Source organism: Arthrobacter sp. K5 (assembly GCF_040448525.1).
In the GTDB taxonomy this organism is placed as follows: Bacteria; Actinomycetota; Actinomycetes; order Actinomycetales; family Micrococcaceae; genus Arthrobacter; species Arthrobacter globiformis.
On record NZ_CP159279.1, the window covers coordinates 1,893,915 to 1,919,394 of the forward strand.

At 65.5% G+C, this 25,480-nt stretch carries 21 protein-coding genes; 12 read left to right on the forward strand and 9 right to left on the reverse strand.

Going from position 1 to position 25,480, the window contains the following annotated elements; genetic code table 11:
- The first annotated feature begins 12 nt into the window (after positions 1 to 12).
- Positions 13 to 1,269 carry an aminopeptidase P family protein gene (locus tag ABRP34_RS08520; RefSeq protein WP_353712873.1) on the forward strand — a complete coding sequence of 419 codons (1,257 nt, stop codon included), beginning with the start codon at positions 13 to 15 and terminating at the stop codon, positions 1,267 to 1,269.
- Between the two features lie 199 nt (positions 1,270 to 1,468).
- The gene (locus tag ABRP34_RS08525) at positions 1,469 to 2,311 is read left to right on the forward strand and encodes an IclR family transcriptional regulator (protein ID WP_353713335.1); all 843 of its coding nucleotides are present in this window, start codon (positions 1,469 to 1,471) and stop codon (positions 2,309 to 2,311) included.
- Between the two features lie 42 nt (positions 2,312 to 2,353).
- On the opposite strand, the gene ABRP34_RS08530 is transcribed toward ABRP34_RS08525, so the two are convergent.
- Positions 2,354 to 2,656 (reverse strand): helix-turn-helix transcriptional regulator, encoded by a 303-nt coding sequence (locus tag ABRP34_RS08530; RefSeq protein ID WP_043419316.1) that lies wholly within the window; start codon positions 2,654 to 2,656, stop codon positions 2,354 to 2,356.
- 66 nt (positions 2,657 to 2,722) lie between these two features.
- On the opposite strand from ABRP34_RS08530, the gene map reads away from it, so the two are divergent.
- A complete protein-coding gene (gene map / locus ABRP34_RS08535; RefSeq protein WP_353712874.1) occupies positions 2,723 to 3,499 on the forward strand; it encodes a type I methionyl aminopeptidase in 777 nt (258 codons plus the stop codon).
- Between the two features lie 7 nt (positions 3,500 to 3,506).
- Here map and ABRP34_RS08540 read toward each other — a convergent pair whose 3' ends face one another.
- Positions 3,507 to 4,619 carry a M23 family metallopeptidase gene (locus ABRP34_RS08540; protein WP_353712875.1) on the reverse strand — a complete coding sequence of 371 codons (1,113 nt, stop codon included), beginning with the start codon at positions 4,617 to 4,619 and terminating at the stop codon, positions 3,507 to 3,509.
- Positions 4,620 to 5,467: 848 nt separating this feature from the next.
- Between ABRP34_RS08540 and ABRP34_RS08545 the strand changes: the two genes are divergently transcribed.
- From ABRP34_RS08545 to ABRP34_RS08565, 5 genes are all read left to right on the forward strand, one after another.
- Positions 5,468 to 8,647: a cytochrome P450 gene (locus ABRP34_RS08545; protein ID WP_353712876.1), complete on the forward strand. Its 3,180-nt coding sequence runs from the start codon at positions 5,468 to 5,470 to the stop codon at positions 8,645 to 8,647.
- 114 nt (positions 8,648 to 8,761) lie between these two features.
- Positions 8,762 to 9,469 (forward strand): hypothetical protein, encoded by a 708-nt coding sequence (locus ABRP34_RS08550; RefSeq protein ID WP_353712877.1) that lies wholly within the window; start codon positions 8,762 to 8,764, stop codon positions 9,467 to 9,469.
- Between the two features lie 940 nt (positions 9,470 to 10,409).
- Entirely contained in the window at positions 10,410 to 11,585 is a 1,176-nt protein-coding gene (locus tag ABRP34_RS08555; RefSeq protein WP_353712878.1) for a serine hydrolase domain-containing protein, read from the forward strand.
- A gap of 243 nt (positions 11,586 to 11,828) precedes the next feature.
- Complete coding sequence (locus ABRP34_RS08560; protein WP_353712879.1) at positions 11,829 to 12,071, forward strand: hypothetical protein; 243 nt, start codon at positions 11,829 to 11,831, stop codon at positions 12,069 to 12,071.
- 7 nt (positions 12,072 to 12,078) lie between these two features.
- Positions 12,079 to 12,984, forward strand: coding sequence for a diacylglycerol kinase family protein (locus ABRP34_RS08565; RefSeq protein WP_353712880.1), 906 nt, complete (start codon positions 12,079 to 12,081; stop codon positions 12,982 to 12,984).
- A gap of 62 nt (positions 12,985 to 13,046) precedes the next feature.
- Here the strand turns inward: ABRP34_RS08565 and ABRP34_RS08570 are convergent, their stop codons facing one another.
- Both ABRP34_RS08570 and ABRP34_RS08575 read right to left on the reverse strand, forming a co-directional pair.
- Positions 13,047 to 13,490 carry a hypothetical protein gene (locus ABRP34_RS08570; RefSeq protein ID WP_353712881.1) on the reverse strand — a complete coding sequence of 148 codons (444 nt, stop codon included), beginning with the start codon at positions 13,488 to 13,490 and terminating at the stop codon, positions 13,047 to 13,049.
- A gap of 251 nt (positions 13,491 to 13,741) precedes the next feature.
- Positions 13,742 to 14,320 (reverse strand): GNAT family N-acetyltransferase, encoded by a 579-nt coding sequence (locus ABRP34_RS08575; protein WP_353712882.1) that lies wholly within the window; start codon positions 14,318 to 14,320, stop codon positions 13,742 to 13,744.
- Between the two features lie 158 nt (positions 14,321 to 14,478).
- On the opposite strand from ABRP34_RS08575, the gene ABRP34_RS08580 reads away from it, so the two are divergent.
- Complete coding sequence (locus tag ABRP34_RS08580; protein ID WP_353712883.1) at positions 14,479 to 14,898, forward strand: hypothetical protein; 420 nt, start codon at positions 14,479 to 14,481, stop codon at positions 14,896 to 14,898.
- Here ABRP34_RS08580 and ABRP34_RS08585 read toward each other — a convergent pair.
- Together ABRP34_RS08585 and ABRP34_RS08590 are read right to left on the reverse strand one after the other, a co-directional pair.
- Positions 14,895 to 15,104, reverse strand: coding sequence for a helix-turn-helix transcriptional regulator (locus ABRP34_RS08585; RefSeq protein WP_314194995.1), 210 nt, complete (start codon positions 15,102 to 15,104; stop codon positions 14,895 to 14,897). The genes ABRP34_RS08580 and ABRP34_RS08585 overlap by 4 nt on opposite strands.
- Complete coding sequence (locus ABRP34_RS08590; RefSeq protein ID WP_307104691.1) at positions 15,104 to 15,601, reverse strand: DUF2975 domain-containing protein; 498 nt, start codon at positions 15,599 to 15,601, stop codon at positions 15,104 to 15,106. The genes ABRP34_RS08585 and ABRP34_RS08590 overlap by 1 nt, the downstream gene beginning before the upstream one ends.
- A 370-nt stretch (positions 15,602 to 15,971) precedes the next feature.
- On the opposite strand from ABRP34_RS08590, the gene rox reads away from it, so the two are divergent.
- Complete coding sequence (rox, locus tag ABRP34_RS08595) at positions 15,972 to 17,429, forward strand: rifampin monooxygenase (protein ID WP_353712884.1); 1,458 nt, start codon at positions 15,972 to 15,974, stop codon at positions 17,427 to 17,429.
- A 1,312-nt stretch (positions 17,430 to 18,741) separates the two neighbouring features.
- On the opposite strand, the gene ABRP34_RS08600 is transcribed toward rox, so the two are convergent.
- Both ABRP34_RS08600 and ABRP34_RS08605 read right to left on the reverse strand, forming a co-directional pair.
- A complete protein-coding gene (locus tag ABRP34_RS08600; RefSeq protein WP_353712885.1) occupies positions 18,742 to 20,025 on the reverse strand; it encodes a trypsin-like peptidase domain-containing protein in 1,284 nt (427 codons plus the stop codon).
- A gap of 186 nt (positions 20,026 to 20,211) precedes the next feature.
- Positions 20,212 to 21,036, reverse strand: coding sequence for a sulfurtransferase (locus tag ABRP34_RS08605; RefSeq protein WP_353712886.1), 825 nt, complete (start codon positions 21,034 to 21,036; stop codon positions 20,212 to 20,214).
- A 399-nt stretch (positions 21,037 to 21,435) separates the two neighbouring features.
- Between ABRP34_RS08605 and ABRP34_RS08610 the strand changes: the two genes are divergently transcribed.
- Together ABRP34_RS08610 and ABRP34_RS08615 are read left to right on the forward strand one after the other, a co-directional pair.
- Positions 21,436 to 22,764: a VCBS repeat-containing protein gene (locus ABRP34_RS08610; protein ID WP_353712887.1), complete on the forward strand. Its 1,329-nt coding sequence runs from the start codon at positions 21,436 to 21,438 to the stop codon at positions 22,762 to 22,764.
- Positions 22,765 to 23,016: 252 nt separating this feature from the next.
- Positions 23,017 to 23,709 (forward strand): hypothetical protein, encoded by a 693-nt coding sequence (locus tag ABRP34_RS08615; RefSeq protein ID WP_353712888.1) that lies wholly within the window; start codon positions 23,017 to 23,019, stop codon positions 23,707 to 23,709.
- A 70-nt stretch (positions 23,710 to 23,779) separates the two neighbouring features.
- Here the strand turns inward: ABRP34_RS08615 and ABRP34_RS08620 are convergent, their stop codons facing one another.
- Complete coding sequence (locus ABRP34_RS08620; RefSeq protein ID WP_353712889.1) at positions 23,780 to 25,267, reverse strand: NCS1 family nucleobase:cation symporter-1; 1,488 nt, start codon at positions 25,265 to 25,267, stop codon at positions 23,780 to 23,782.
- Between the last annotated feature and the right edge of the window lie 213 nt (positions 25,268 to 25,480).

The window sequence follows — 25,480 nt, forward strand, 5'->3', positions numbered from 1 at the left end:
AAAGGAACAAGCATGACTATCACCGAAAATGAAGCTGTCAACGACGTCGCCAAGCTCGAGCGCCTCAAGGTCCTCAATAACGGCGAGAAGGTTTCGCTGACCTTCTCCGACGCCGAGTTCGAGCGCCGCCTCGCCGGCCTCCGCAGCATCATGGCCGAGAAGGACCTGGACGCCGTCGTCCTGACCAGCTACCACTCGATCAAGTACTACTCCGACTTCCTGTTCACCTACTTCGGCCGCTCCTACGCCATGGTTGTCACCAAAGAGGACACGGTCACCGTCACCGCAAATATCGACGCCGGGATGCCCTGGCGCCGCAGCTACGGCGACAACCTCGTCTACACGGACTGGCGCCGGGACAACTTCATCTTCGGCATCCAGGAAGTGCTGCGCACCCGCGGCATCAAGGTCCGCCGGCTCGGCGTCGAGGACGACTCCCTGCCGCTGGACAACCGGAACAAGATCCAGGCCGCGTTCCAGTCCGCCACCCTGGTGGACGTGGCCCAGGCCGCGATGCGCCAGCGGATGATCAAGTCCGCCGAGGAAATCGAGGTCATCAAGCACGGTGCCCGGATCGGCGACCTGGGCGGCGAAGCCATCCGCAACGCCATCACCGCCGGCATCACCGAGTATGAGGTGGCGCTCATCGGCACCGAGGCCATGGTGCACGAGATCGCCCGCACCTTCCCCAACTCCGAGATCCGCGACACCTGGGTCTGGTTCCAGTCGGGCATCAACACCGACGGCGCGCACAACTGGGCCACCACCCGGAAGATCCAGGAGCACGACATCCTGTCCCTGAACTGCTTCCCCATGACCTCGGGTTACTACACGGCACTGGAGCGGACGCTGTTCTACGGCGAACCGGATGCCCGTTCCCTGGAGCTGTGGAACATCAACGTCGAGGTCCACAGGCGCGGCCTGGAACTCATCAAGCCCGGCGCCGTCTGCAAGGACATCGCCGCCGAGCTCAACGAGATCTACGTGTCCCACGGCCTGCTCGCCAACCGCACCTTCGGCTACGGCCACTCCTTCGGCGTCCTCAGCCACTACTACGGCCGCGAAGCCGGGCTCGAGCTGCGCGAGGACATCGACACGGTGCTCGAACCGGGCATGGTGGTTTCCATGGAACCGATGATCACGGTCCTCGACGGCCAGCCCGGCGCCGGCGGCTACCGCGAGCACGACATCCTGGTGGTGGGCGAGGACGGCGCCGAGAACATCACCAAGTTCCCGTTCGGCCCTGAGCACAACATCGTCAGCGCCTGACACCTCCGGTTGGCCAACACCCCAGTTGGCCAACAACGGGGCATGCCCTCCCCCGCCGGCCGTGGCCACCAAGGCTAACGTTTTAGCAGCCTTGGGTTAAGTACGACGACGGCGGGCGGCTGGGAGGGCATGCCCGCCCCCGCTTCCGCTCGGCAATGAAAGACCGGAAGCACGACAGCGAAGAAATATAGTGAACACCATGACTCCCCCGGCAAAACCCGCAAACCCCGCCCCTGATGCAGGCAAAGATGCAGGCAACGGCGACGCCCGCGGCGCCTCCGTGATCGTCAATGCCATCGCCGTACTCCGCAGCTTCACCGCGGACGAGCCCATGCTGGGCGTCACCGAGATCGCCAGCCGGGTGGGCCTGCACAAGAGTACGGTGTCGCGGATCCTCGCCACGTTCGAGCAGGAACACCTGGTGGAGCGGGACCCGGACACACGGCGCTTCCGGCTGGGGCTGGGCCTGATCGCGGTGGCCGGTCCGCTGCTGGCCGAACTCGAGGAACGTCGCGTGGCCTATCCGGTGCTGCGTGAACTCACGGAACGCACCGGCGAGACCAGCGCCCTGATGGTGTGGAACGGCGGCGAGTCGATGTGCGTGGAGCAGATCGCCAGCCGCCAGCAGGTCAAGCACACCACCCCGTTGGGCGCACGCTACAACGATGCCCTCAGCGCCTCGGTCCAGATTTTCCTTGCCGGGGAACAGGCCGAACGAGTGAACGCCCTGCTCCGCAGCGGCGCCATCACCCTGCCAGGCCTCGATGACCACTCGGTCGGGGAGTACCTGAAGCGTCTCGAGGAAGTCGGCAAGCGCGGCTGGGCCATCAACTACGGCGAGACCTCCATCGAGGAGGTGGGCATTGCCGCGCCCGTCTATGACCACCGCGGCGACATCGTGGCCGCCGTCCTCATCCCCGCACCCAAGTTCCGGGTCTCCCCCGATACCCTGCAGAGCCTCGGCGAAGCCTGCGCCAGCGCGGCCCGTCAGGTCACGCAGCGCCTCGGCGGAGTGGCCCCCCGGGAGCGCCGCAGCGCCTAGCGGCAGCAGAGCGCATAGGTGCAGGAGCTCATAAGCAGCGCCTTACGAAGCCAGTCTCTCCCCTGCATTCTGTACAGGCCCGGCCGGTTCAACACCGCGTTCGGGCCGGGTGATCTCGGCCCACACTGCGTCGAGGGAAAGGCCCAGGACATCGGCGATCGCTGCGATGGTCGGGAAGGCAGGCGTCGCCACGCGGCCTGACTCGATCTTCCGGAGGGTCTCCGGTGAAACACGGGCCGCGAGCGCGGTTTCGAGCATCGAGCGCTCCCCCCTGGCGCGACGCAACAGGGCGCCGAGGCGCTGTCCGCGCTCGACTTCTCCGGATGTGAGGGGCAACCTGACCATGGCTCCAATTCTAATACCGGGATAATATGGCCGGTATAGTTATTGGTCGCACGAGAAGGGCGCCGCATGATCGAGATCCTCACCCCCGCCGAACTGGGCCGCGCAAAAGTGTCGGGCGCCCTGGTCGCGGACATCTTGCACACGCTGAAGGGCCGCAGCGCTGTCGGCACGAACCTGCTGGACATCGACCGGTGGGCTCAGGCCATGATCCTGGATGCGGGAGCGGAATCCTGCTACGTCGACTATGCGCCATCCTTCGGCCGCGGGCCGTTTGGACACTACATCTGCACGGGCGTCAACGACGCCGTGCTCCACGGGCTGCCACGCGACTACACGCTTGCCGACGGCGACCTGCTGACTCTGGACCTCGCCGTCTCCAAGGACGGAGTCGCCGCAGACGCCGCCATCAGCTTCATCGTGGGCGAATCAAAGCCCGCGGAAAGCGTAGCGATGATCGACGCGACCGAGCGTGCATTGAGGGCAGGGATAGCAGCGGCCGGACCAGGCGCCCGCATCGGCGACATTTCCTATGCCATCGGGTCGGTCCTCACCGAGGCGGGGTATCCGGTCAACACCGAGTTCGGCGGTCATGGCATCGGATCAACGATGCACCAGGACCCGCACGTTCCAAACAACGGACGGCCCGGCCGCGGGTACAAGCTGCGGCCTGGGCTGCTGCTCGCATTGGAGCCGTGGGTCATGGCGGACACGGCCCAGCTCGTCACTGATGCCGACGGGTGGACGCTCCGAAGTGCGACAGGCTGCCGGACGGCGCACAGCGAACACACGATCGCCATCACCGACGACGGAGCCGAAATCCTTACCTTGCCGAATCACAGCTAGAGCCTCCCTACGGTGCTGGCGTCTCAGCAGCAGCCGGTACAGCCGCCGGTGCTGGCTCCGCCTCCGGTGTGGAGCTCGGTGCAGCACTGGGTGTCGAGGCCGGAGCCGGAGCTGGTGTTGCCGGAGTCGGTGTTACCACGGGAGCCGGCGCGACAGCCGGTGCCGGAGCCGGTGTTGCCGGAGTCGGCGTTACCACGGGAGCCGGCACGACAGCCGGTGCCGGAACTGGTGCTGCCGGAGCCGGCGCAACAGCCGGAGCCGGAGCCGGCGCAACAGCCGGAGCCGGAACTGGCGTGACAGCCGGTGCCGGAACTGGTGTTGCCGGAGCCGGCGCAACAGCCGGAGCCGGAGCCGGCTTTACCGGCTTGGGCTTGACAGCCGGTGCGGGAGCTGGCTTTACCGGCTTGGGCGCGGCCACCTTCGGTGCCGGAGCTGGCTTTGCCGGCTTGGGCTTGGCAACCAGTGCCGAAGTCGCCGGCTTGGGCGCGGCCACCTTCGCCGCAGGCTTCGCTGCCCACGTACCCGAAGGCTTCGCGGCGTAAACAGACACCTTGGCGGGAGAAGACGGCTTCACCGCTGAAACGCCCTGTGCGGATGCCTCATGCTCATCGTTCACCGCTGTGTGGCGAGCGCTGGCTCCGACCGGAACAGCCCAGGAGGGTGTCTCCGACGCGGTGCCGGGCTTCCGGTAGTCGGTCATCTTGGTATTGGCAACAGGTCCCGCGGTACGGAGCCGCAGGAGAGTCCAGTTGTCGGGGTCTGTGTGTTTGCCGTTCAGAATGGTTTCGAAATGAAGGTGGCATCCGGTTGAGGATCCGGTGGTCCCGACCCTGGCGATGAGTTCCCCGGCCTGGACCGACTGGCCTTTCTTCACACCGATGCCTTCAAGGTGGTTGTAGGTGGTGATCAGGCCGTTGCCGTGATCGATTTCCACCCGGTTGCCGCCACCCCACGGATGCCATCCCACTGCCCGCACCACGCCCGCATCCGCCGCGAAAACGCGGGTTCCGCAGGCGGCGGCAAAGTCCTGGCCCCAGTGGAACTCGCCTGCCGAGCCGGTGATGGGACTTGTCCGTAGCCCAAAGTGCGAGGTGGGAACCAGGACCTCCAATGGCGCCATCAGGGTTCCAGCCGCGGGACGCCGCCGCTGCGTTGAAGCCGCACCGACTTTCTGCACCGCTGGCTTCGTTTCGGTAAAGACCAATGTACGGCTGTAGGACACGAATGCGTCCGCGGAAGCCGAGACAGCACCGGTGGTGGCAAAGGCCCCCTCTGCATTCGAGGCAACCGCAGAGAGGGCAACCGCAGAGGATGCAACCGCAGAGGATGCAAGAGGCGCGTTGACGGAGACATCACCAGGCGTCCCAGTGGACGTCTGCCCGGACGAAAGAACCGGGCCCGTGCCCTGGAATCCAAAGGCATAGACCGCCAGGAACGCCGCACCCGCGCCTATCCGAACGGCACGGCTCAGAACGGGACGGCTCACAACGGGACGAGCCAGGACGGTACGGCTCAGAACGGCTGGACGCTGGACCTGCGGTGTGCGCCGGACAGCGGAAGGCGCCAGATGCTTTGACATTAGATCTCCCCATAAAGGCCGCCGGCTGCTGGTCGATAAGGCTGGTGGATGGCGGCATGCTCCTAACATGGGAGCATGCGGGGCGGGCCAGCGAAACCGCTTCGGCCGCTTATGTGGATAAGCTCGGAAAATCTTGACCGGGACCCTTGTTGAACTGCGGAAATCCTCGCGTGATGTTGAGAAATCCCGATGCGTACGCCAGCCGCAGCACAGCGCATGACCCACCGGGACCAGCCCAAGAAAAACCCCATAGTCCCCGGCACCCGACCGGAGTATCGTGTACAGCGCCCGGCCCGTCGCGCCTGGCCAGCCCCGTGAAAAACAGCGTCCCCGCCAGTATCAACACCGAACAGAAACCAGGGTCAAAGAAGACCGCCTAGGAGGGCCCCATGCCTTCGTCCAGCAGCACCCCCATCCCTCAACCACCCACAACGCCGGTACTGGGCAACCTGCCGGATATCGACTCGAGCAAGGGGGTTCTGGGCCTGGCAGAAGTGGCCGAGCAGTACGGGCCGATTGTCCGCATCCAGGTCTTCAACCGCAGTCTGGTGGCCCTCTCCTCCCAGGAACTGGTGAACGAGGTCTGCGACGAGACCCGCTTCGGCAAGGTACTTGGCGTCTCCCTCCGCGAGGTCCGCGACTTCGTGGGCGACGGCCTGTTCACCGCGGAGACCGAGGAACCCAATTGGCAGAAGGCGCACCGCATCCTGATGCCCGCGTTCGGGCCGAAAGCCCTGACTCGGATGTTCGCCGGCATGGATGACATCCTGGAGCAGCTGCTGCTCAAGTGGGAGCGGCTGGGCCCGACGGCGAGGATCGACGTTGCGGACAACACCACCCGCCTGACTCTGGACACCATTGCCCTGTGTTCGTTCAGCTACCGGTTCAACAGCCTCTACCGGGACGAGATGCATCCCTTCATCGGGGCCATGGTCCGTGCCCTGATGGAGTCCCGGGACAGGTCCACCCGGCTGCCGGTGCAGAACAAACTCATGATCCGCAAGCGGCACCAACTCGAGGAAGACAACGCGCTGATGCTTGAGGTGGCCGAGCAGCTCATCAGCGACCGGCGGCGCAATCCCAGCCCGCCGGGCAGCGAGGACATCCTGGACACCATGCTTAATGCTGCGGATCCGGTGACCGGCGAGCGCCTCCCCGAGGACAACGTCAAGAAGCAGATGGTCACCTTCCTGGTGGCCGGGCATGAGACCACCAGCGGCCTGCTCACCTTCACCATGTACGAGCTCCTGCGGTATCCCGACGTCATGAAGAAAGCCCGTGCCGTGGTGGATGAGGTCCTAGGCTCCGAAGCGGCAAGATTCGAGCACCTGCCCCGGCTGGGGTACCTGGACCAGATCCTCAAGGAGACGCTCCGGCTGTGGCCCACCGCCCCGGCGTTCAACGTGGCGGCGTACCAGGACACGGTGATCGGCGGCCAGTATGAGGTCTCCAAGGGACAGCCCCTCATGGTCCTTATCCCGCAGCTGCACCGGGACAAGTCAGCGTGGGGCGAGGACGCCGAGCTCTTCAACCCGGACCGGTTCTCCCCCGAGCGCGCCGAAACCATCCCGGCCAACGCCTGGAAGCCGTTCGGCAATGGCCAGCGCTCCTGCATCGGCCGCGGGTTCGCTCTGCAGGAGGCCATGCTGTTCCTGGCCAAGGCCCTGCAGCGCTTCGACATCACGCCCGCGGACCCGGGTTACGAGCTGCACATCAAGCACACCCTCACCATGAAGCCGGAGGGGCTGTACATCCATGTCCGACGGCGGGACGTCCGGATCGGCGCAGCGGCAAGTGCCGCCGTCGTACTGGAAGAGACGGCCGAAGCGCCGGCGGCTACCGCGGCCAACGGCGTTCCGGTGCGCGTACTGTACGGGTCAAATGCGGGCACGTCCCGGGACTTTGCGCAGCGGATAGCGAACGACGCCGGGCGGCGGGGCTACAGCCCCACGATCGCCTCGCTGGACGAGGCGGCCGGCGGGTTGCCCACGGTGGGGCTGGTGGCCGTCGTCGCCTCCTCGTATGAGGGGATGCCGCCGGACAATGCCAAGAAGTTCATGACCTGGACCGAAAGCCTGCAGCCGGGCACTCTGGCCGGGGTCCGGTACACAGTGTTCGGCAACGGCAACAGGGACTGGGCGCGGACCTATCAGGAGGTGCCCAAGGCCATCGACGCGCGGCTCGAGGCGGCCGGCGCCGAGCGGATCTACGAGCGCGGCGAGGCCAACGCGCGCGGCGACTTCTTCGGTGATTTCGAGGAGTGGTACGCGGGATTCTGGCCTGCGGTGGACGGCGCCCTCGGGCAGAAGACCGCCGCCCCGGCCGGGGAACCGCAGCTGGAGGTCCAGTTCGTGGGCAACGTCCGGGACACGCTGCTGCGCCAGAATGAGCTGGCGGTGGGCACCGTCGTCGCGAACCGGGAACTGGTGGACATGACAAAGCCGGGCGCACGGTCCAAGCGGCACGTGGAGATCGCGCTGCCCGAGGGCATGGGCTACCGGGCCGGCGACTACCTGGCCGTGCTGCCGCTGAATCCCAGCGACCTGGTGCAGCGGGCCCTCACGCGGTTCAGCCTGGACTACGACTCCCACGTGGTGCTGGCCATGGAGCACGGGGACACGTTCCTGCCCACCGGCACGCCCGTGGCCGTGGGCGAGCTGCTGAGCAGCTATGTGGAACTCGCGGTTCCGGCCACCCGGCCGCAGCTGGAACAGCTGGCCGAGGTGGCCGGGGACCCTGCCGAGCGCGCGGAGCTGGAGGCCCTGGCGCAGGACCGGGACCGGCATGCGGCGGAGATCGTCGACAAGCGGGTTTCGCTGCTGGACCTGCTGGAGATGTACCCGTCCTGCCAGCTGCCGTTCACGTCGTTCCTGCAGCTGCTCACCCAGCTGACCCCGCGGCGGTACTCGATCTCGTCGTCGCCGCTGTGGAGCCCCGACCACGCCACCCTGACCTTCGCCGTCGTCCAGGCCCCGGCGTGGTCCGGGCGGGGAACCTTCGAAGGGGCCGCCTCGACGTACCTGGCCCAGGCGCGGCCGGGGTCACGGGTGGCGGTCCAGGTGCGCCCGTCGAACACCGCCTTCCACCCGCCGGAGTCCCTGGCGGTGCCGGTCATCATGGTGTGCGCCGGGACGGGGCTGGCGCCATTCCGCGGGTTCGTGCAGGACCGGGCGCTGCGGGCCCAGTCCGAGGGGACCAAGCCGGCGCCGTCGCTGCTCTTCTTCGGCTGCCGCGCCCCGGACACCGATTTCCTCTATGAGGCGGAGCTGGAATCCTGGTCGGAGCAGGCCAACCTGGACGTGAGGCCGGTGTTCTCCAAGGCGCCGTCCGACGGGCAGAAGTACGTCCAGCACCGGCTGTGGGCCGACCGGGCGGACGTCAAGGAGCTGGTGCAGCAGGGGGCCACGGTGTACGTCTGCGGCGACGGGAAGAACATGGCGCCGGAAGTCCGCGAGACCTGCGAGCGCATCTACCAGGAGGCCACCGGCGCGTCTGCAGAGGACGCCGACGCGTGGATGGACGAGGTGGAGCGCACCCACGGCAGGTATGTGGCGGACATCTTCACCTAAAGGAGTGTCTGGGCCGGTACATCGCCTCCCCGCCAGGGCCGAGTCCACCCAGTACATCAGTACCCGCCGCAGTGCCCACGCCGGCCTCACCGCGGGCTATCATGAGCCATGCCCGTGACCGGCCGAGCCGTCTCTGCCGCGGTGCTGCTCGTCATTGGGGCAGGACTGGCGACGCTGGCTGTGCTGGTCCACTACGAATTCATGAGAATATACGGCGATATCACCGGCACCGCGTTCGAGGGACTCACTTGGGGGTTGACGGCTGGACCCTCCGGATTGGCGCTCGGTCTGGTCGCGGTCGTTGTCATGATCGGCTTCATGGTCTCGACAAGGAGATGGATGCGGCTGACGGCCGCGGCCATCCCTGTCCTCATGCTGATCGGGATGTTCGCTGTCACCCCCTCGGCACTGGGTCAGCGGCTGGAGGCGCAGTTCGGTTCGACTCCGCAATGCGTAACCGAGGGCACGGATGAGCCCATGGCCACCGCAGATCGTGAATCACAGCAGGCGTTCGATTCCATCAGCCACATCGGCCATTTCAGCGGTGGCGGCATGAGTGGTGTGGGCGGCTGTACCCGCTGGTTTAAGCTCTCAGGAGACGTCGATGTGTTGCAGCACTATCGTGCAGCGCTGCCAGCAGCGGGCTGGGAAGTGGTCGAAGATGACGGGCGCCACCTGCGGGCGCACCTTAACGGCAGGGCCTTCGATGTGATGCCTTGCCCAGGAGGCGGTGTCATCTGGGCCGGAAGCGACGACGACCCCTCGTACGGACAGGGAAGGCCTGAACTAGCCGGCACTGCCATTTGTCCACACGACCTCTGAAAACAACATTTCGGGGTCACCGCTTCGGAAAACAACATGCAAGAAACTCCACCCATGTGGTGTGTTTCCTTAGCTGTCCGTGGCCGAGACGGCATTGAAGGAATTACCGACAAGTAGTCCCTCGCGGATCCCCGGACCCATTGTCAGGGCACACCCCCACCGTGAGAAGGTACTCATCAAGAATCCGCCGGGCGCCCCCATATTTCGCGGCTTCTGGGTCGGATTCAGTTCGCCATACCGCGAAGATGTGGGGTTCCTGGAAGACTCCGCCCGAGACGAATGCGGCCACTCCTTGTTCGAAGGGCACCAACAGCGCTGGGTGGCAGTCCCATTTCTCGATGCAAAGCGGCACGCTACGATCCTCAATACCTGTGCACGGTGAGAGTTCCGCCCTTGCGCAGTACTGTTCTGCCCAAGCGGCGACCGACTCTTTCGACTGTGAAACTGGCGCGAGTCCGTACCCCTCGGCATCCACGGTGACGAGTGCTAACCCTACCGGTCCGCCTGTCGGATGCGAGAGAGCAGTGTCCGGGGCGGAGGTGGCAGACGTCGATCCATCGGAGGGTGGCGGGGGCGAGGTGCATCCCGCCAGAAGCAAGATTGCCGCCAGGAAAATCGCGGCACTCGGCGCGCCGGCCATGGCATCACGTTAGCTCTCGGCACTTATGCCGCACAAGAGCGGCCGCGACGGGCCTAGGCGGGAAAATACCGGAGCTGAACGACGGAAAGTTCCGGATTGTCTGCGTTACGGTGAAAGAGAAGATCGTCCACAACATCGTTGTCGCTAAACCTGCTGGATTACCCGGCGACCGCTTCCCCATTGGGAGAGCACGCCTTACCATTTAGGTGCTGGGGCGACGGCGCCGTCGCAGGTCTGGCCGGACGTGGTGTCGCAGGCGGCCAAGAACCTGTCATCTCGTCCCCGAGCGGATGGCCCGCAATGAGCACGAAGCGTCACGTCTGGAGGCGGGCGGCCTTCGCCGTCGTCCTCGCTGTTACCGGCTGTACCTACACCACAGACGACACCACACCGCCACCAACCGCACCGGATCCCCTGGCTCCGTTACAGAAGCAGGTCCAGCTGTTCATGGACCAAGGCGCGGTGGCCGCCGTCGTACAGATCCGGTGGCCGGAGGGTGAGTGGTCCAAGGCCTACGGCGTACGCGACCTCGAGTCCATGACCCCGGCTCAGCCGACGGACCGGGTGGGGATCGCAAGCGTCACTAAAACGATGACAGCCGTGACGGTACTGAAGCTCGTTGAGGACCACCTCATCGGCCTCGACGATCCCGTCAATGACGTCATTCCCGGGTTCAAGGCCGCGCTCAAGCCTCCGGGTCCCATCACCGTGAGGCAGCTGCTCAGCCATACGTCGGGGATGCCCGACGTCAACGATGCCCTGCCACGCGATGTTGACTTCCGGCCCGTTCTCTCCCGGACGCTGACGATGGAGCGGGGCTTGCAGCTGGCAGGGACCATCCCCTGGACCGCGTCCAGTGTCGGGTCCTTCGCGTACTCGAACACGAATTATCTCGCGCTCGGCCTCCTGGTCCAGGCACTGCGGCACAAGCCTTTCGTCCAAGTCATGCGCGAGCAGGTCTTTGAGCCGCTCGGTTTGAAGAACACCAGTCTGGACCGCATCGACCCGCGCGAGGCCGGTCTTTTGCACGGCTACGTGACCCTCCGTGGTGAGAGAGTCGACACCACAGACAACATCTTCTTTGTCGGAAATCCGGCAGCAGGGGCGGTGTCGACAGTGGAAGACCTGAACCTCTTCATGGCTGGTCTCTTCGAGGGGCGGGCGCTCTCTGCGGCGTCGTTGCGGGAGATGAAGACTAGTCCCGGCTTCGCCCCGTATGGGCTGGGTCTGTGGGAGCACGCGGACGGGTGCTCTATCGAGTCGCGGCACGAGGGCCGGGGCTCCTTCTGGGACTATCAGACGGTCGCGGTCATTAGCGGCGACGGGCGCTACCAGGCCGCGATGACCGTCACGATGCCGCCGTTGCCCACTGAGTTGGAGGACGAGTCCACTCAGAACAAGCGTGAGCTCGTGAACGGCCAGATCGAGTCCACCCTCAACGAGACCCTGGACCGGCTCTGCGAGCCGGCCAGCTGAGAAAGCGTCTGCCGCGTGCCATGTGCACCGGGAGCATCCTCCAGGTGAGCCACGTCGGGCGGGGGCCTTCGGTATCTGCCGGAACAGCTGTGACCTGGACGGCCATAGAATCATCGGCATCCGTCATAGCCCCCCTGATCACGGCCCGCATCCGGTTCCCCGCGGGCCGGCCACCGCAGATGTATGGTTGTGCTGACGAACAGTTGCCGCACGTCCAACATGAGGAAGCCGCGGGGTGCAAGGGTGAATGAGTACGAGGCCTCACTGGTCATCAAGTCCGGAGCGGAACTGCTGTCTTCGGCTTCCTCCGACCCCCGCTCGGAGGAAGGCTACAAGGCGGTCAGGGCCAACATCTCGGAGGCACTGAACCGCATAGCGGAGGCGCTTGCCAACTTCGAGGCCGGTTCGGGAGCCCCCAGCCGTTCAGCCGGCTGGGTCCAGGACCTTCACCGCGTAGCGGACGACCTGGTGGATCGACAAGGCTGAGGGGCCGATGACAGCGAGTGGACCTGATCTGGCAGCCGCAGCCCGTTTTGACCGGGCCGCCCTGATTTTCAACCCGGGTAAACCCGGCATGGCCGCCCGGATTGAGGACCTGCAACGGGACCTGGCCGCCGGAGTACCGGACCTGCAGGTTAATTTGCTGCCCACGGAGTTCGCCGGGCACGCACGGGACCTTGCACGCTCCGTGGCGGCCACGGGGTCCCCGCTCATTGTGTCGGTCAGCGGCGACGGCGGGTACAACGAGGTTGTCAACGGCGTGATGGACGTCCCCGGCAGCAAGGCGGTGTGCACCGTGCTTGCGGCCGGGAACGCCAATGACCACCACCGGAGCATGACCGTAAGGCCGTTGCCGGAGGCTTTACGCGGAGTCAGGGTCCGGCACATCGACCTGCTGCGCGTCACGTTCACCGAGGAGCAGCAGGTTCGGGTTCACTACGCCCACTCCTACATAGGTTTCGGGCTCACACCGCTGATGGCCATCGGCATCGAGAGCGGCGGAAAGGGCAAAGTCCTGGAACTTGTGTCTGTCGCCCGCACGCTTTCGCATCTAAAGCCGTTCGAGCTGGTCCGGGCCGACGGCGCCACCGCCCTCTTCGACAGCCTGATCCTGGCCAACATCTCGCGGATGGCCAAGTACGGGACGGTCAGCGAGTCCGACGGCCCCAACGACGGCCGGTTCGAGGTTGTGACGCTTCCCCACTCCGGCCTCTGGAAGATGGCCCTGATGACCCTTCGGGCCGTGACGCTGGGACTCGGGAACCAGCCGAGCGTCAGCAGCTACGCCTTCACCACGCGGGATGCTGTTCCTTGCCAGATTGACGGCGAGGTCAGGCATCTGCCCGCCGCCACCCATGTTCTGGTGGAAAGCGCGAAGGGCGCCCTGGCCGTTATCTGACCCAAGGGCGCCCCTGACGTTATCTGGCGGACGGCGGGCTTGCCGGCCGAAACGGACCGGACTCAGTCGAAGTGGATCTCGGCTGCGGCCCGGCGGATGGATTCGAGCCGCTGCTCCTCGATCAGGCCGAGGGCATCCAGCTCCTCTTCCCGGTCGGCGCGCTCCGTGGCGGCCTGGGCAGAGACCTCACTCAGGATCGTGCCGAGGAGATGGGCCAAACCTGTCTTGAGGTCCATGAGGTTGGTGTTGGTGATCAGGAGGCGGCGGTCCGAGACGCGGAGTTCGACGTCGCTGTACCCGGCTTCGGCAAGACGGCGGCTGACGTTGCCGCCGTGAAGCAGATCAAGCTCCCGGGGCTGGGGCCGGCGGGAAAAGACTACCGGCACCGTATAGCGGGAGGAACCCCGGGCTGTGCCGAGGTCGTGCGGTAGGGCGGAGGCGAGGATGCCGCTGAGCTTCAGAGGGGAATCGGCGCGTACCGGAGGAAGAGCATGGGTTGTGGTCATGGCGTACTGCCAACGTTCTTGAGGATGCACTGTCGGACCCGCGGGAACGTGGAGCGGCTGTGGCTGGGGTTCAGGGACCCGGGACCGGGCCGCCTGGAGGGAGGGCGTCCTTCACGACGTCCCGCCGTATTTTCAGCTTACGCCCCGGAACGCACACCGTGATCACATGTGCAGTAGATTCCGGGCAGTTGAGCTAGCGGCTTAAGATGCGGCGTCACAATGCAAGCGGTCCCGGCCGTCGGTGCCAGCGGTCAGCGGCCAATGACGGCGGCCGGGTTCAGCTCCCATTCACTCCGGGAGATCGCATACTCGACGTCGCCGTGTTCATCTCCCGGGATGGACACGGGCCAGTCAGCGACGAAGGAACGGACGAGGCGCATCCCGGATTTCTCCATCACCCGCCGCGAGGCTGTGTTCACTGCCATGGTGGACGCAACCACCCGCTGCACGCCGAACTCGGTAAACCCCTTGGCGATCAGCGCACGGGACCCCTCGGTGGCGTAGCCCTTCCCCCACGCCTCGCAGCGCAGCCGGTAGCCCAGTTCCGGCTGGTCGGGCGGGTCCCCGGGGGCGGGCCGGTAGTGGAACCAGCCGAGGAAATCTCCTGATGATTTCTCGATCGCGGCCCAGAAGCCATAGCCGGGGAATTTCCGGTAGTAGCCGAGGAACGCTGGAAGGTACTCGCTTTCAACCTCGTCCCGGGGTGTCGGGGCACCGCCGGTGATGTACCGCATCACGCGCGGGTCGTCGTCGAGCTCCACGAGCAGGTCGGCGTCGTGGGCGGTGAACTGCCGCAGCACCAGCCGCTCGGTCTCCAGGAATATGGGCATGCGGGCATTCTTGCACCGGACGCCAGGCGTGTCAGCTACTTGGCGGTCAGTTCCTTCCGCCTGGAACGCGCCGGCTGAACTTTCCGCCGGAACGTCCCGGCCATGAATACCCCCGCGAAAGTCTCGCCAGCGCCCGTTCCCGCGAGTAGCTTTGTGCCATGACGGAAGACTTCGACCTTCACGCGGAGGAATCGCAGGAAATCGCGAATGATCCGCGCCGGATTGGGAACTGGTTCTTCAGGGCGCTCCATGACAGGGCAAAGAACCTGGACGACCTGCACCTGATCGTGACCCCGGAGTCCCGTCCGTTGTGGGGATCCTTCGAAATCGCGGCGGCGCTGCTGGACTCCATCGAGGATCCCGGCATGCTCCAGGAAGCTGTCTACGCCGATGGCGACCACGAGGTCTGCTACATGCGTGTTATCCGGGAAGCCGAAGAGCATACGTTCACCACACCTGCCACAATGCTGGACGACCCACTGCTGATCACGCTCGTGTGGCGGCCGGACCACGGCCGGTGGATGGTTCATGGCTTCGGTGACATGGTGCACCCGGACAGGGTGCCCCGCGGGGCTTAGTCGTCGTCGACCCACTCGAGCAGGTCACCCGCCTGGCAGCCCAGGACCCGGCACATCGCGTCCAGGGTGCTGAAGCGGACCGCCTTGGCCCGGCCGTTCTTCAGCACCGCCACGTTGGCCGGGGTGATCCCGACGCGCTCGGCGAACTCCCCCACGCTCATCTTGCGCTTGGCCAGCTCGACGTCGATGCGCACCACAATTGCCATCAGATCACCCCTTCCATGTCCGTCCGCAGTGACGTCGCCTGCCGCAGCAGATCCCGCATCACCACGATCAGCAGAACCAGTACCGCACCGATCAGCGTGACGCCGATCAGCACCGCAGGCATTCCGGGATCGCGCAGTTCGGGGGTGAAATAGATGTACGCGACGAGGGAAGCGGCCATGGCCGCCAGCAGCAGCCACGCCCCGACGAACGCCCACATGATCACGTCCACCCACCGTAGCGAGGCCGCGGTGAAGATCCGGTCACTCTGGACCAGGGTCAGGAGCCGCCAGATGCACACGATCACAATCTGCAGGCACAGGGCTTCCAGTTCCCAGAACAGCAGCATCGGCCACCGCCAGGGATCCATCCCCGGCCCCTCCTCGGTGGTGAAGAGAAACTCGCCCGGAAACGACATGACCTGGGCCACCAGCAGCCCGAGGAACACCATTACCAGCAGGACCCTGAGCGGGAGGACCAATCGACTAACGATAGACATGGCTTCATACTCTGGGCTTTTCTATCGAAAGTCAATATGACACGGCACGGCCCGACGTCGGCTCTCCGGACGGCCTCTGGCGCTAGACTGGCGCCGGTGGAGACTGGGGAAAATCTTTTGGGTGGGGTGAACGTGCCATTGCTGCGCCGGGCGGCCACCTGCTGCCTGGTGTTCGCTGCCGCGGCAACGGTGGTGGATTTTGGCGGCCTGGTGGTGGGTTAACTGCGGTTGAACGCCGCGCATGCGAAAGGCAAGGAGAGACACAGTCTCCCTGCCACTTTCAGGATATCGCCCGCCAGGGGGCTTGCCGCAAGGCCCCTCCCCTCGTCCAAAATGGTTGGCCGCGCCTAGTTTTGGATTGGGGTTTCACATGTTCGACGTGATCATTAGCGGTGGCGGGCCCGCGGGGATGATGCTGGCCAGCGAGTTGCGGCTGCACGGGGTGGACGTGCTCGTCCTGGAGAAGGATGCAGAGCCGAGCAACGCGGTCCGCTCGCTCGGCCTGCACCCGCGCACCATCGAGATCATGGACCAGCGCGGGCTGCTGGACCGGTTCCTCGCACTCGGGCAGCAGTATCCCGGCGTCGGCCGCTTCGCCGGGATTGAGAAACCGCAGCCGGTGGACCTCGACACCGCACACGCCTACATTCTCGGCATCCCGCAGCCGGTCACCGACCGCCTGCTGGCGGAGCACGCCGTCGAGCTCGGTGCGCAGGTCCGCCGCGGCTGCGCGGTGACGGGCTTCGAGCAGGACGACGACGGCGTCAGCGTCGAGCTCGACGACGGCACCCGGCTCAGCGCGCGGTGGCTGGTCGGCTGCGACGGCGGACGCAGCCTGGTGCGCCGGCGGCTCGGCATCGGCTTCCCCGGCGACCCCGCCACGAACGAATGGATCCACAGCGAGATGGAGGTGACCACGCCGCCGGACGAGCTGGCCGAGGTGGTGGAGGAGGTCCGCAAGACCCACAGGGGGTTCGGCGTCGGCCCGGCCGGGAACGGGCTGTACCGGGCCGTGGTGCCCGCGGCGACTGTCGCCGAGGACCGCGCGGTCCCGCCGACTTTGGAAGAGCTAAAGTCCCAGCTGCGTGCCTTCGCCGGCACCGACTTCGGCGTCCATTCACCGCGCTGGATAACCCGCTTCACGGACGCCACCCGGCTGGCCGAGCAGTACCGCGCGGGCCGGGTGTTCCTCGCCGGTGACGCGGCGCACGTCCATCCGCCGTTGGGCGGGCAGGGCCTGAACCTCGGCATCCAGGACTCCTTAAACCTCGGCTGGAAGCTCGCCGCCGAGGTCAACGGCTGGGCGCCGCAAAGCCTGCTGGACACATACTTTGCCGAGCGCCACCCGGTCGCCGAAGGCGTCCTGACCATCACCCGCGCCCAGAGCGAGCTGATCTCACCCGAGCCCGGCCCGCAGGCCGTGCGCCGCCTGCTGGCCGAGCTGATGGACTTCGACGACGTCAGCCGGTTCCTGGCCGAGCGGATCAGCTCGATCGGGGTCCGGTATGACTTCGGCGAGGGGCCCGAACTGCTCGGCAGACGGCTGCGCGACCTCCCTCTGTCACGGGGCCGTCTCTACGAGCTCACCCGCGAAGGCCGCGGGCTCCTGCTCGACCAGACCGGCGGACTCTCCGTGGCGGGATGGACGGACCGGATCGACCACGTCGCAGACTCCAGCGGGGAACTGGACGCGCCCGCGATCCTGCTCCGGCCGGACGGCCACGTCGCCTGGATCGGCGACGACCAGGACGACCTCCGCCGCCACCTGCCGCGATGGTTCGGGGCCGCCGCCGAGGGCGCCGGTAACGCCCACGATCGCCGTATCTGACGTCAGGACTCACTAAGTCGACGCCGGACGGTATCGCAGTACGGCGTTGTTGGATCCCGGTAACGGACGTAGGTCCAGCGTCAGCAATGGCTGGCCAGTAGGCGCTGTCGGACTCTGTTCGACAGGCCGACGAAGGACCGGCTGTATTCTCTGAAAGCTCGGTTCAATCATTAGTACGTGCGATGGGACATTTGGGGGGTATCTTGTCTAGTACCAGAAGCAACTTCTGGCACTCACCTTCGCTGTAACCGGGACTTGGAACCGCGATGTACTAGTCCCGCCCGGCGACGGTCTTGCAGCGTGCATCTGGAAATTCGGCCTCAGTGCAATTTATTAGCTCGATTACTACTGCAGCCAATGGCACGCGAAGAGAACTTTGGGTGCGATGGTCGTAAAACCAAGCTGACGCAGGGTCACCGTTGTCACTTCCTAGATATAGAAGCTCACGCGACTCCAAACTTGCAATCCCTGACCCTGCGTCCGCGGGTCCGATCCTGGTGACATTGACTGCTTCTGCCCGAATAGGCAAAAGCGTAGCACCGGTTATTGTATGGAATATTGGAAGAACAACCTTCCCCTCTCGAGCATCGCTAATGGCACGATCTACAGGAGATTTCAAACCTGCGAAGAGCACTATAAGCCAGATAAGCAACATGACCTGTAGAGACCGCAACATGAGTGTGCTAGGTGGTGGCACGGTCGTTCCCCGATCCCGAATCAGGGCTCGGGCCATGAAGTAGGCCACAACCGCGCCGAGTGCGGAATTCACCGCGACTGAATAGAAGTAGGGTCCGGATCTTGCCAAGACGGTGGTCCAGTCCAGCCCTAGGTCACTGGGGCTTAGGCCGAGTCCTCCGTAGAACGAGTCATACAACACATAGACCATTGCGTTCGCTATCACCCCAGCTGGCACCAAAGCTTGGCTTATAAAATCAATGCTTCTTTTGGCGTCCATGTGCAAAATGTACTGTCTGATTCATCCGGTTTGGAACTCTCGAGCCTCTTTCTTGTTCTATGTCCTCATAAGTCAGTTCCTTGCATATCAAAGGCCAGCAGCACCTCTCGGGAGTCGCCCGTCCTTTTTTGCGCAATCGAGTTTGGAGGGGCTGCAGAGCGCTGGCAGAAGACCAGCACTATTGAGCTTGTTAGCCCCAGCCGCCGCAATGATTCTGAGGCTTCGCTCGCGGCCCTCAGATAAGTGATGCGGGGCTAGGGACGAGGATGTCGTTCGTGCGCCATTACTTGTCCCTGATGTGGGCGCCGCTCCCCCATGGAGCGGCGCCCTTTCATGCGCCCGGTCCAGTAGTTCCGCTTAGGAGGCCGCGCCCAGGGTGATGTCCGCGGTCTGTTCCCCGCCGTCGCGCTGGAAGGTGATCTTCACGGTGGCTCCGGCGGCCTGCTCCCGCGCGGCGGCCGTCAGTTCGGAGGCGTCGGTCACGGTCCGGCCGGCCAGGCCGGTGACCACGTCGCCGGCCTTCAGCCCGGCCTTGTCCGCGGCGGATCCGGAGGTCACCGAGGCCACTTCCGCGCCGGCCGTGAAGTCCGACGACGACCCTGACGTTCTGTCCTGAACGGACAGTCCCAGCTGGCCATGGGTCGCCGTGCCCGTGGAGATGATCTCCTCCGCCACCCGCTTCGCCTGGTTGATCGGGATGGAGAAGCCGACGCCGATGTTGCCGCTCTGTGTCGACGAGGACGACGACGATCCCGCCGACGCGATGGCCACGTTGACGCCGATGATTTCACCCTGGGCGTTGACCAGCGCGCCGCCGGAGTTGCCGGGGTTGATGGCCGCGTCCGTCTGGATGACGTTGATGCTGATGGAGTCCTGGGCGGAGGCCGCGACACCGGACTGGGATCCGAACGGATTCTGCGAAGAGACCTCCTCCGAGGATCCGTCGGACGTGGCTGAGGACTCGGTCTCGATGGTGCGGTTCACGGCGGAGACGATGCCGTCGGTGACGGTGCCGCTCAGTCCCAAAGGCGCGCCGATTGCGATGGCTTTGTCCCCCACGTTGACCGCGCCGGAGTCACCGAGGGTAGCCGGAGTCAGCCCTTCGGCGTCGATCTTGATGACGGCCAGGTCTGAGAGCGGGTCGGTGCCCACGGTGGTGGCCTTGTAGACCTGCCCGTCGTTGGTGTGGACCTCGACGGCGGCATCCTCGGCTGCCCCGTCCAGCGTGACCACGTGGGTGTTGGTCAGGATGTGGCCCTCGGCATCCAGGATGATGCCGGAACCGGTGCCGCCGGAGCTCCCGGAGCTGACGCTGATGGTCACCACACTGGGCGAGGCCTTCTGCGCGGCGGCCGTAACGGCGTTGACGCTCTCCGTGTTGTTGACGATGACCGGGCTGATCGCGGCCTGGGCCGTGGTGGTGCTCTGCGCGGGCGCGTCAGTCCACAGGGCCGCAGCCCCGGTGGCCGCCCCGCCGCCCAGTAATCCCGCTGCCACGAGGCATGTGACGAAGACGGCCGGGCCTACCCGCTTCCTGTCCCGCGGCCGGAGCGGCCGGGCCGGCGGGACCGGGGGGACCGGCGGGACCGGGGGCACACCGCCGAAAGCCGGCGGGACGGCCGCCGGCGGAACGGTGGGCACGGGGCCAGTCCCCTGCGGAACATCGGTGTGCGGGACAGGGGCGTGGCTGGTCTCCGTGTACCTGGGTGGCTCCTCAGGCGGTACGCTCCGACGGTTCCCGGAGCTTTCCCCCTAATCCTGCCCACCGGGGCTTTGGCCCCTCTGTCCCGGTGCTGTGCGGAGCCTGTGAAAGGCAAACGGCAATTGTCAGGCTGTCGCTACCGGCAGGTCGAGGGCGCGCGAGTACTGTGACCAGCCGCCCACGAAAAGCCTGCCGCGGCCCAGTCCCAGATGCTCGAGCACCAGCAGGTTGTGGCAGGCCGTCACACCGGAACCGCAGTAGCTCACGGTCCGGTGCGCAGATTCGATGCCCGCCCGCTGGAAGTTCCCCAGCAGCTGCGCCTCGGACAGCAGCTGGCCAGCCGGGTCAAGGTTCCTGCGGCATGGCACGTTCTTTGCTCCGGGGATGTGGCCCGGCCGCGGGTCCACCGGATCATGCTGGCCACGGTACCGGTCGCGGTTGCGGGCGTCGACCACCTGAAACTCGGGGCTGGTGGCGTCAGTGATGTCCGCCAACAGGTGCTCCGGCCAGGGCCGCTTCGTGAAGGTGGAGGGGGCCGGGGCCACGGCTTCCGTTTCCAGCGGACCGTCAAACGATCCGATGCCTCCGTCCAGAACGGCTGCGTGGCGGCCGGTGGCCCTGAGCATCCACACCAGGCGGGCAGCGATGACTCCGCCGGCGTCGTCGTAGGCCACCACCACATCCGAGTCCCCGATGCCGCACTCCCGCATGCCCTCGGCAAACACTGCGGGATCGGGCAGCGGGTTCCGTCCCGCCTCCTGCGACGCCGGCCCGGACAGCCAGCGGTCGAGGTCGACGAACACGGCACCGGGAAGATGGCCCCGGTCATAGGCGTCCCGGCCGGAGGCGCCGTCGAGATACCAGCGCGTATCCGCCAGCACAATCCGCCGCCGCTGCCCGGCACACCATGCGAGATCGACGAACGGCGGGATCAGGCGGGTCTCTTCCATGGGCCCAGCCTAGGTCTCTATCTTGTATTTCGAGACAGCAGGTTCAGCATACGGACAGCCCGGTGCCCGAATCCGAGTACCCCGTCCAACTACTTGGAGGAAGAGGGCAACAAAGTCGAGTACCTGCCACTGTTGTCCGGCCTCCCGCCCGCCGGGTAGTTTGCCGTGTACTGGTCGTCGAGATGTGGCCACTGTCGCCGAACAGCTCTATCAGCCTGAACCACGAGTTCAGTCACATCGGAGCGCGGAAAAATGAAAAAGTTCTTACAGTTTGGGGTTGTGGGCGGTACCTCGGCATCACTGATATGTGCGTTGGCGGTGGGGGCCGTCCCGGCCCAGGCGGCGACATGCCAGCCAGGAACCCCCGCCCCGGCCAGCAGTTATCCGGGAACAGCGGTGATGGCCAATAATTTCGAATCCGGGAACCTGGACGGGTTCACATCCTCCCTTGGAGGCACCGGAACCGCGGAAATCTCCTCGGATCAGGCCCACTCGGGGACCTGTGCGGTGCACTTGCACGTCACCGCCGACGAGGGCTCGCTCGCCAACCTCTCCACGCCTCTGCCGGCGGGTACGGCGACGGCCTATGCCGACGGGTGGTTCAACATCACCCAGGCCGGCGTACTGGGCAACGATGTCCCCTACCTCCGGTTCTTCTCCGGCGACATCCGGGTGGCCGATGTTTACCGGTACAACGACAACGGAGAGCTGTGGCTCCGCACCACCGCACCCGACGGGACCTCTGTCTTTACCCGCCTGATCAGCTCAAGCATCACGCTCAGCGAGTGGCACCACGTGGCCATGCGGACGACGGCGAATGGCGCTGCGTCAACCGTGGAGGTGCGCTTTGACGGCACACTGGTGTACTCCAGCAACCAGATAGCCACTGCCGCCACCACGTTGGACAGGGTCCAGCTCGGTGCGGAGCACAACCGCCAGATGGGCGACAGCTACATTGACGACGTCGTCATCAACGCCGCCCCTCGCGCCGTCTCCACCGCATCCATCCGCAGCGCCGCGGACGTCGTGGCGGTGGGTCCTGACGGCACGCTGTGGAACTACCCGGCCAGCGGTCAAGGCACGCTGCAGAGCCGGCAGAAGATCGGCGTCGGCTGGTCCGGACTGGCCAAGGGGTTCGTGGCGGACTGGAACAGTGACGGCACGTTCGATGTCGTCGCCCAGTGGAAGGACGGCCGGCTAAGCGTCTACCCCGGACGACCCACCGGCGGATTCGCAGCGGCCCGGGCCATCGGCACTGGCTGGGGTAGCTACCACGTCACCGTCGGCCGCTGGCGCAATACCGACCAGTACCCTGGCATCCTTGCCTACGACGCCGCCGGGACACTCTGGTACTACGGCAACAGCGCCGGAACATCGCTGGCCCCCCGCATCAAGATTGGGACCGGGTGGGGAGGCCTGTACCTCACCATGACTGACTTCGACCAGGACGGGTCGCAGGACCTCCTGGCCAAACGCAGCGACGGCCGGCTCGTGCTCTTCCGCTCCAACGGAAACGGCGGCTTCGTCGCGGAATCCAGGCGCGCGGTGGGCAGCGGGTGGAACAGCATCAACAGCATCACCGACGTGGCCGGATTCACCACCGGAAGTTCCGGGCTCATGACCCGGCTCACGGACGGCCGCCTCGCGCACTACCCCTTCAGCAGGGGCACCTGGGGAGCGCGGACCATCGTCGGCGCTGGCTGGAGCAGCTACAACATCCTGCGGTAGAACCGCCAAGGGCCCTGGAGACGCTCCTCCAGGGCCCCGGGGCGCGCCATAAGTTGGCCTGCCCATGCCCGCCAATGTAACGTTTTAGTCACCGGTTGGCCCACACCTCCGTCGGAACATCCCGAATCCCGTTTCGCGTGGTAGGAGCCAAAGGGCGGTGTCCTTTCCCCGCCTCACGCCGGTGCCCAGTTTGGGCAGGACTTGGTTCGCATCGACCTGCCCGTTCCGCACCCCGAAGAGGATTTAGTTCTCATGCGCAGGAAATATCTGCTGTCCGCCGTCACGCTCTCGGTACTGCTTGCCTCCTCGGCATGCGCGGCGGGGTCCCCCGCCCCAGTCGCGTCCTCAGAACCCGCACGCCTGACAGGCTCCGGCAGCGGGGATGGCTCCACCAGCCGGCCGGAAATCGGGATATCCCAGTGGAACGCGGCCGAGGCCGCCCGGAAAGCAAAGACCAATCCGGCCGGCGCAGCCAAAGCTGGGCCAACCGCAAAGACCAAGCCGGCCGCAGCGGCCAGAGCAAAGTCAGCCGAAAAAGCCGCGGCAGCCGCAAAGGCTACGGCAGCCAACGCGGCAGCAGCGGAAAAAGCAGCAGCCGCCGCGGCCTTCTTCTTGGCTGCAGCTGAGAAAAAAGCCGCAGCCAAGAAGAAGGCCGCTGGAGCCGCAGCAAAAACACGGCCGGCAGCAGGCACCCCGAAACGGGTCGTACCGGTGCCTGTTGCTCCCAAGACGGCGCCTGCGCCCGTTCGCCAGGGGTCCGCGGAACAACAGGGGTCCGCGGAACAAATTGTCGGCTCTGCTTGCGGGGCGGCTGACACCTTGGTTGACGCTCTGGAGGGATCAGTGTCGCTGAGCGATCCTGCGCTTCCTGAGACCGGTGCCGGAACCGGCACGGACGCGGGCACGGACGCTGGCACGCTGGGCGAATTCCGCTGTCTTGATTGACACCGGGTCGGCGGCCAGAGCATCGAGCCGAGAGCGGACGCCTGCCGGCCCTCCTGGGCGGTGACGGGAGTCAGGCCTTCCGGCCCGGCCGAACCTGTAGCGAGGCATCTGGTTCGGCTTCCGCCTCGGTTGCTGCCCTGACTGACGCGGCGAGGGTCGTGTCATTGCGCGAGATAACGTAGTGCACCGCGGCCGCAAGGATGGCTCCGATGAACCACGAGAAGGCCGAGAGAGCGGCAAAGACCGGGACAAGCGCCACCACCACTGCAGGCGCGGCCGAGACGACGAACGAGATGTCGGCTTTGCGGTTCCAGCCGCCCGTGTACGTGTAATAGCCCTGCTCAATGAAGAGGTCCGGCACCAGCACATGCTGCCTGCGGAGCACGTAGTAGTCCACCATGATGATTCCGAACAGTGGACCGAGCAGCGCACCGAGCCCGCCGAGGAAGAGGTTGATCACCACGGGACTGTTAAACAGGTTCCAGGGTGTAATCACCAGGGCGATCATTGCGGCGATCAGGCCGCCGCGCCTGAAGTCGATCCTCGAGGGCCAGACGTTCGCCAGGTCGTAGGCCGGTGAGACGAAGTTCGCGACGACGTTGATTCCCAGCGTCGCGACAGCGAAAGTCACCGCGCCGAGCAGAAGGGCCCAGATGCTGTCGATCCGCCCCACAATCTCCACGGGGTCGTAGATGTGCTCGCCGTAGACCTTGAATGTGCCGGCTGTCACCACGACGGAGACCACGGAGAAGGCAATGAAGTTCACCGGCAGCCCCCACAGGTTCGCCGTGCGCACCGCCTTGCGGGATGGGGCGAAGCGGGAGAAGTCGCAGAAGTTAAGCATCAGGGTGGAGAAGTAGGTCACGGTCAGCGCGACGGCGGCAAAGAAGGCATGCACGGTGCCCCATTGCGCAACTCCTCCCGGCAGGTCCAGGGACACGTTCCAGCCCGCGTTGATCAGGATGTAGATGACCAGAAGGCCCATCACTGCCCAGACGGCCGGGCCGGCCCAGTCCTGGAATCTCCTGATCGTCTCCATGCCGTTGCGGAGCAGCAGAAGCTGAAGCGCCCACATCAGCAGGAAGGCTAGCCAGCCGAGGGTGGATTCACCGAGGAAGTTGTTTTCCGTCAGCCCCTTCAGTTCGGGCCAGATCTTCAGGGCGATGATGATGACGGCGCGGGAGGCGAGCCAGGTCTGGATGCCGTACCAGGCGATGGCCACGAGCGCGCGGATCAGGGCCGGCAGGTTGGCTCCGAACGTTCCGAACGAGACCCGCGCGAGGACCGGGTAGGGGACGCCGGTCTTCTGGCCTGCGTAGCCGGAGAAATTCATCAGGAAAAAGACCAGAATGATCCCCACTACCAGGGCGAGGAAAACCTGCCAGGCCCCGAGGCCCAAGGCGAAAAGGCCGGCCGCGAAGGTGTATCCGCCGAGCGAATGGATGTCGGACATCCACATCGCAAAGAGCGAATAGAAACCCCACGTACGGTTCTCGGCCGGCGCGAGGTCTTCGTTGTACAGCCGGGCACTGGCACCGGGGGGAATTGTGTGAGACACCGAATCCTCACTTCCCAACTTCCACATTCTGAAATAGATAATCTGAATGTTCGGCAGAATGGGCATCTGCCAGTGCTAATCTACTCCCTTTTCATTTCCGTGGGCCGGCGAGCTTTTCGGCAAACACGAGGGTGCCACAACTGTACGTTCGCGCTGCGAGTGGGGCTTAAGTGTGCGTTCGCGCTCAGTGGGTGACGCAGGTGGGGCTTAAGT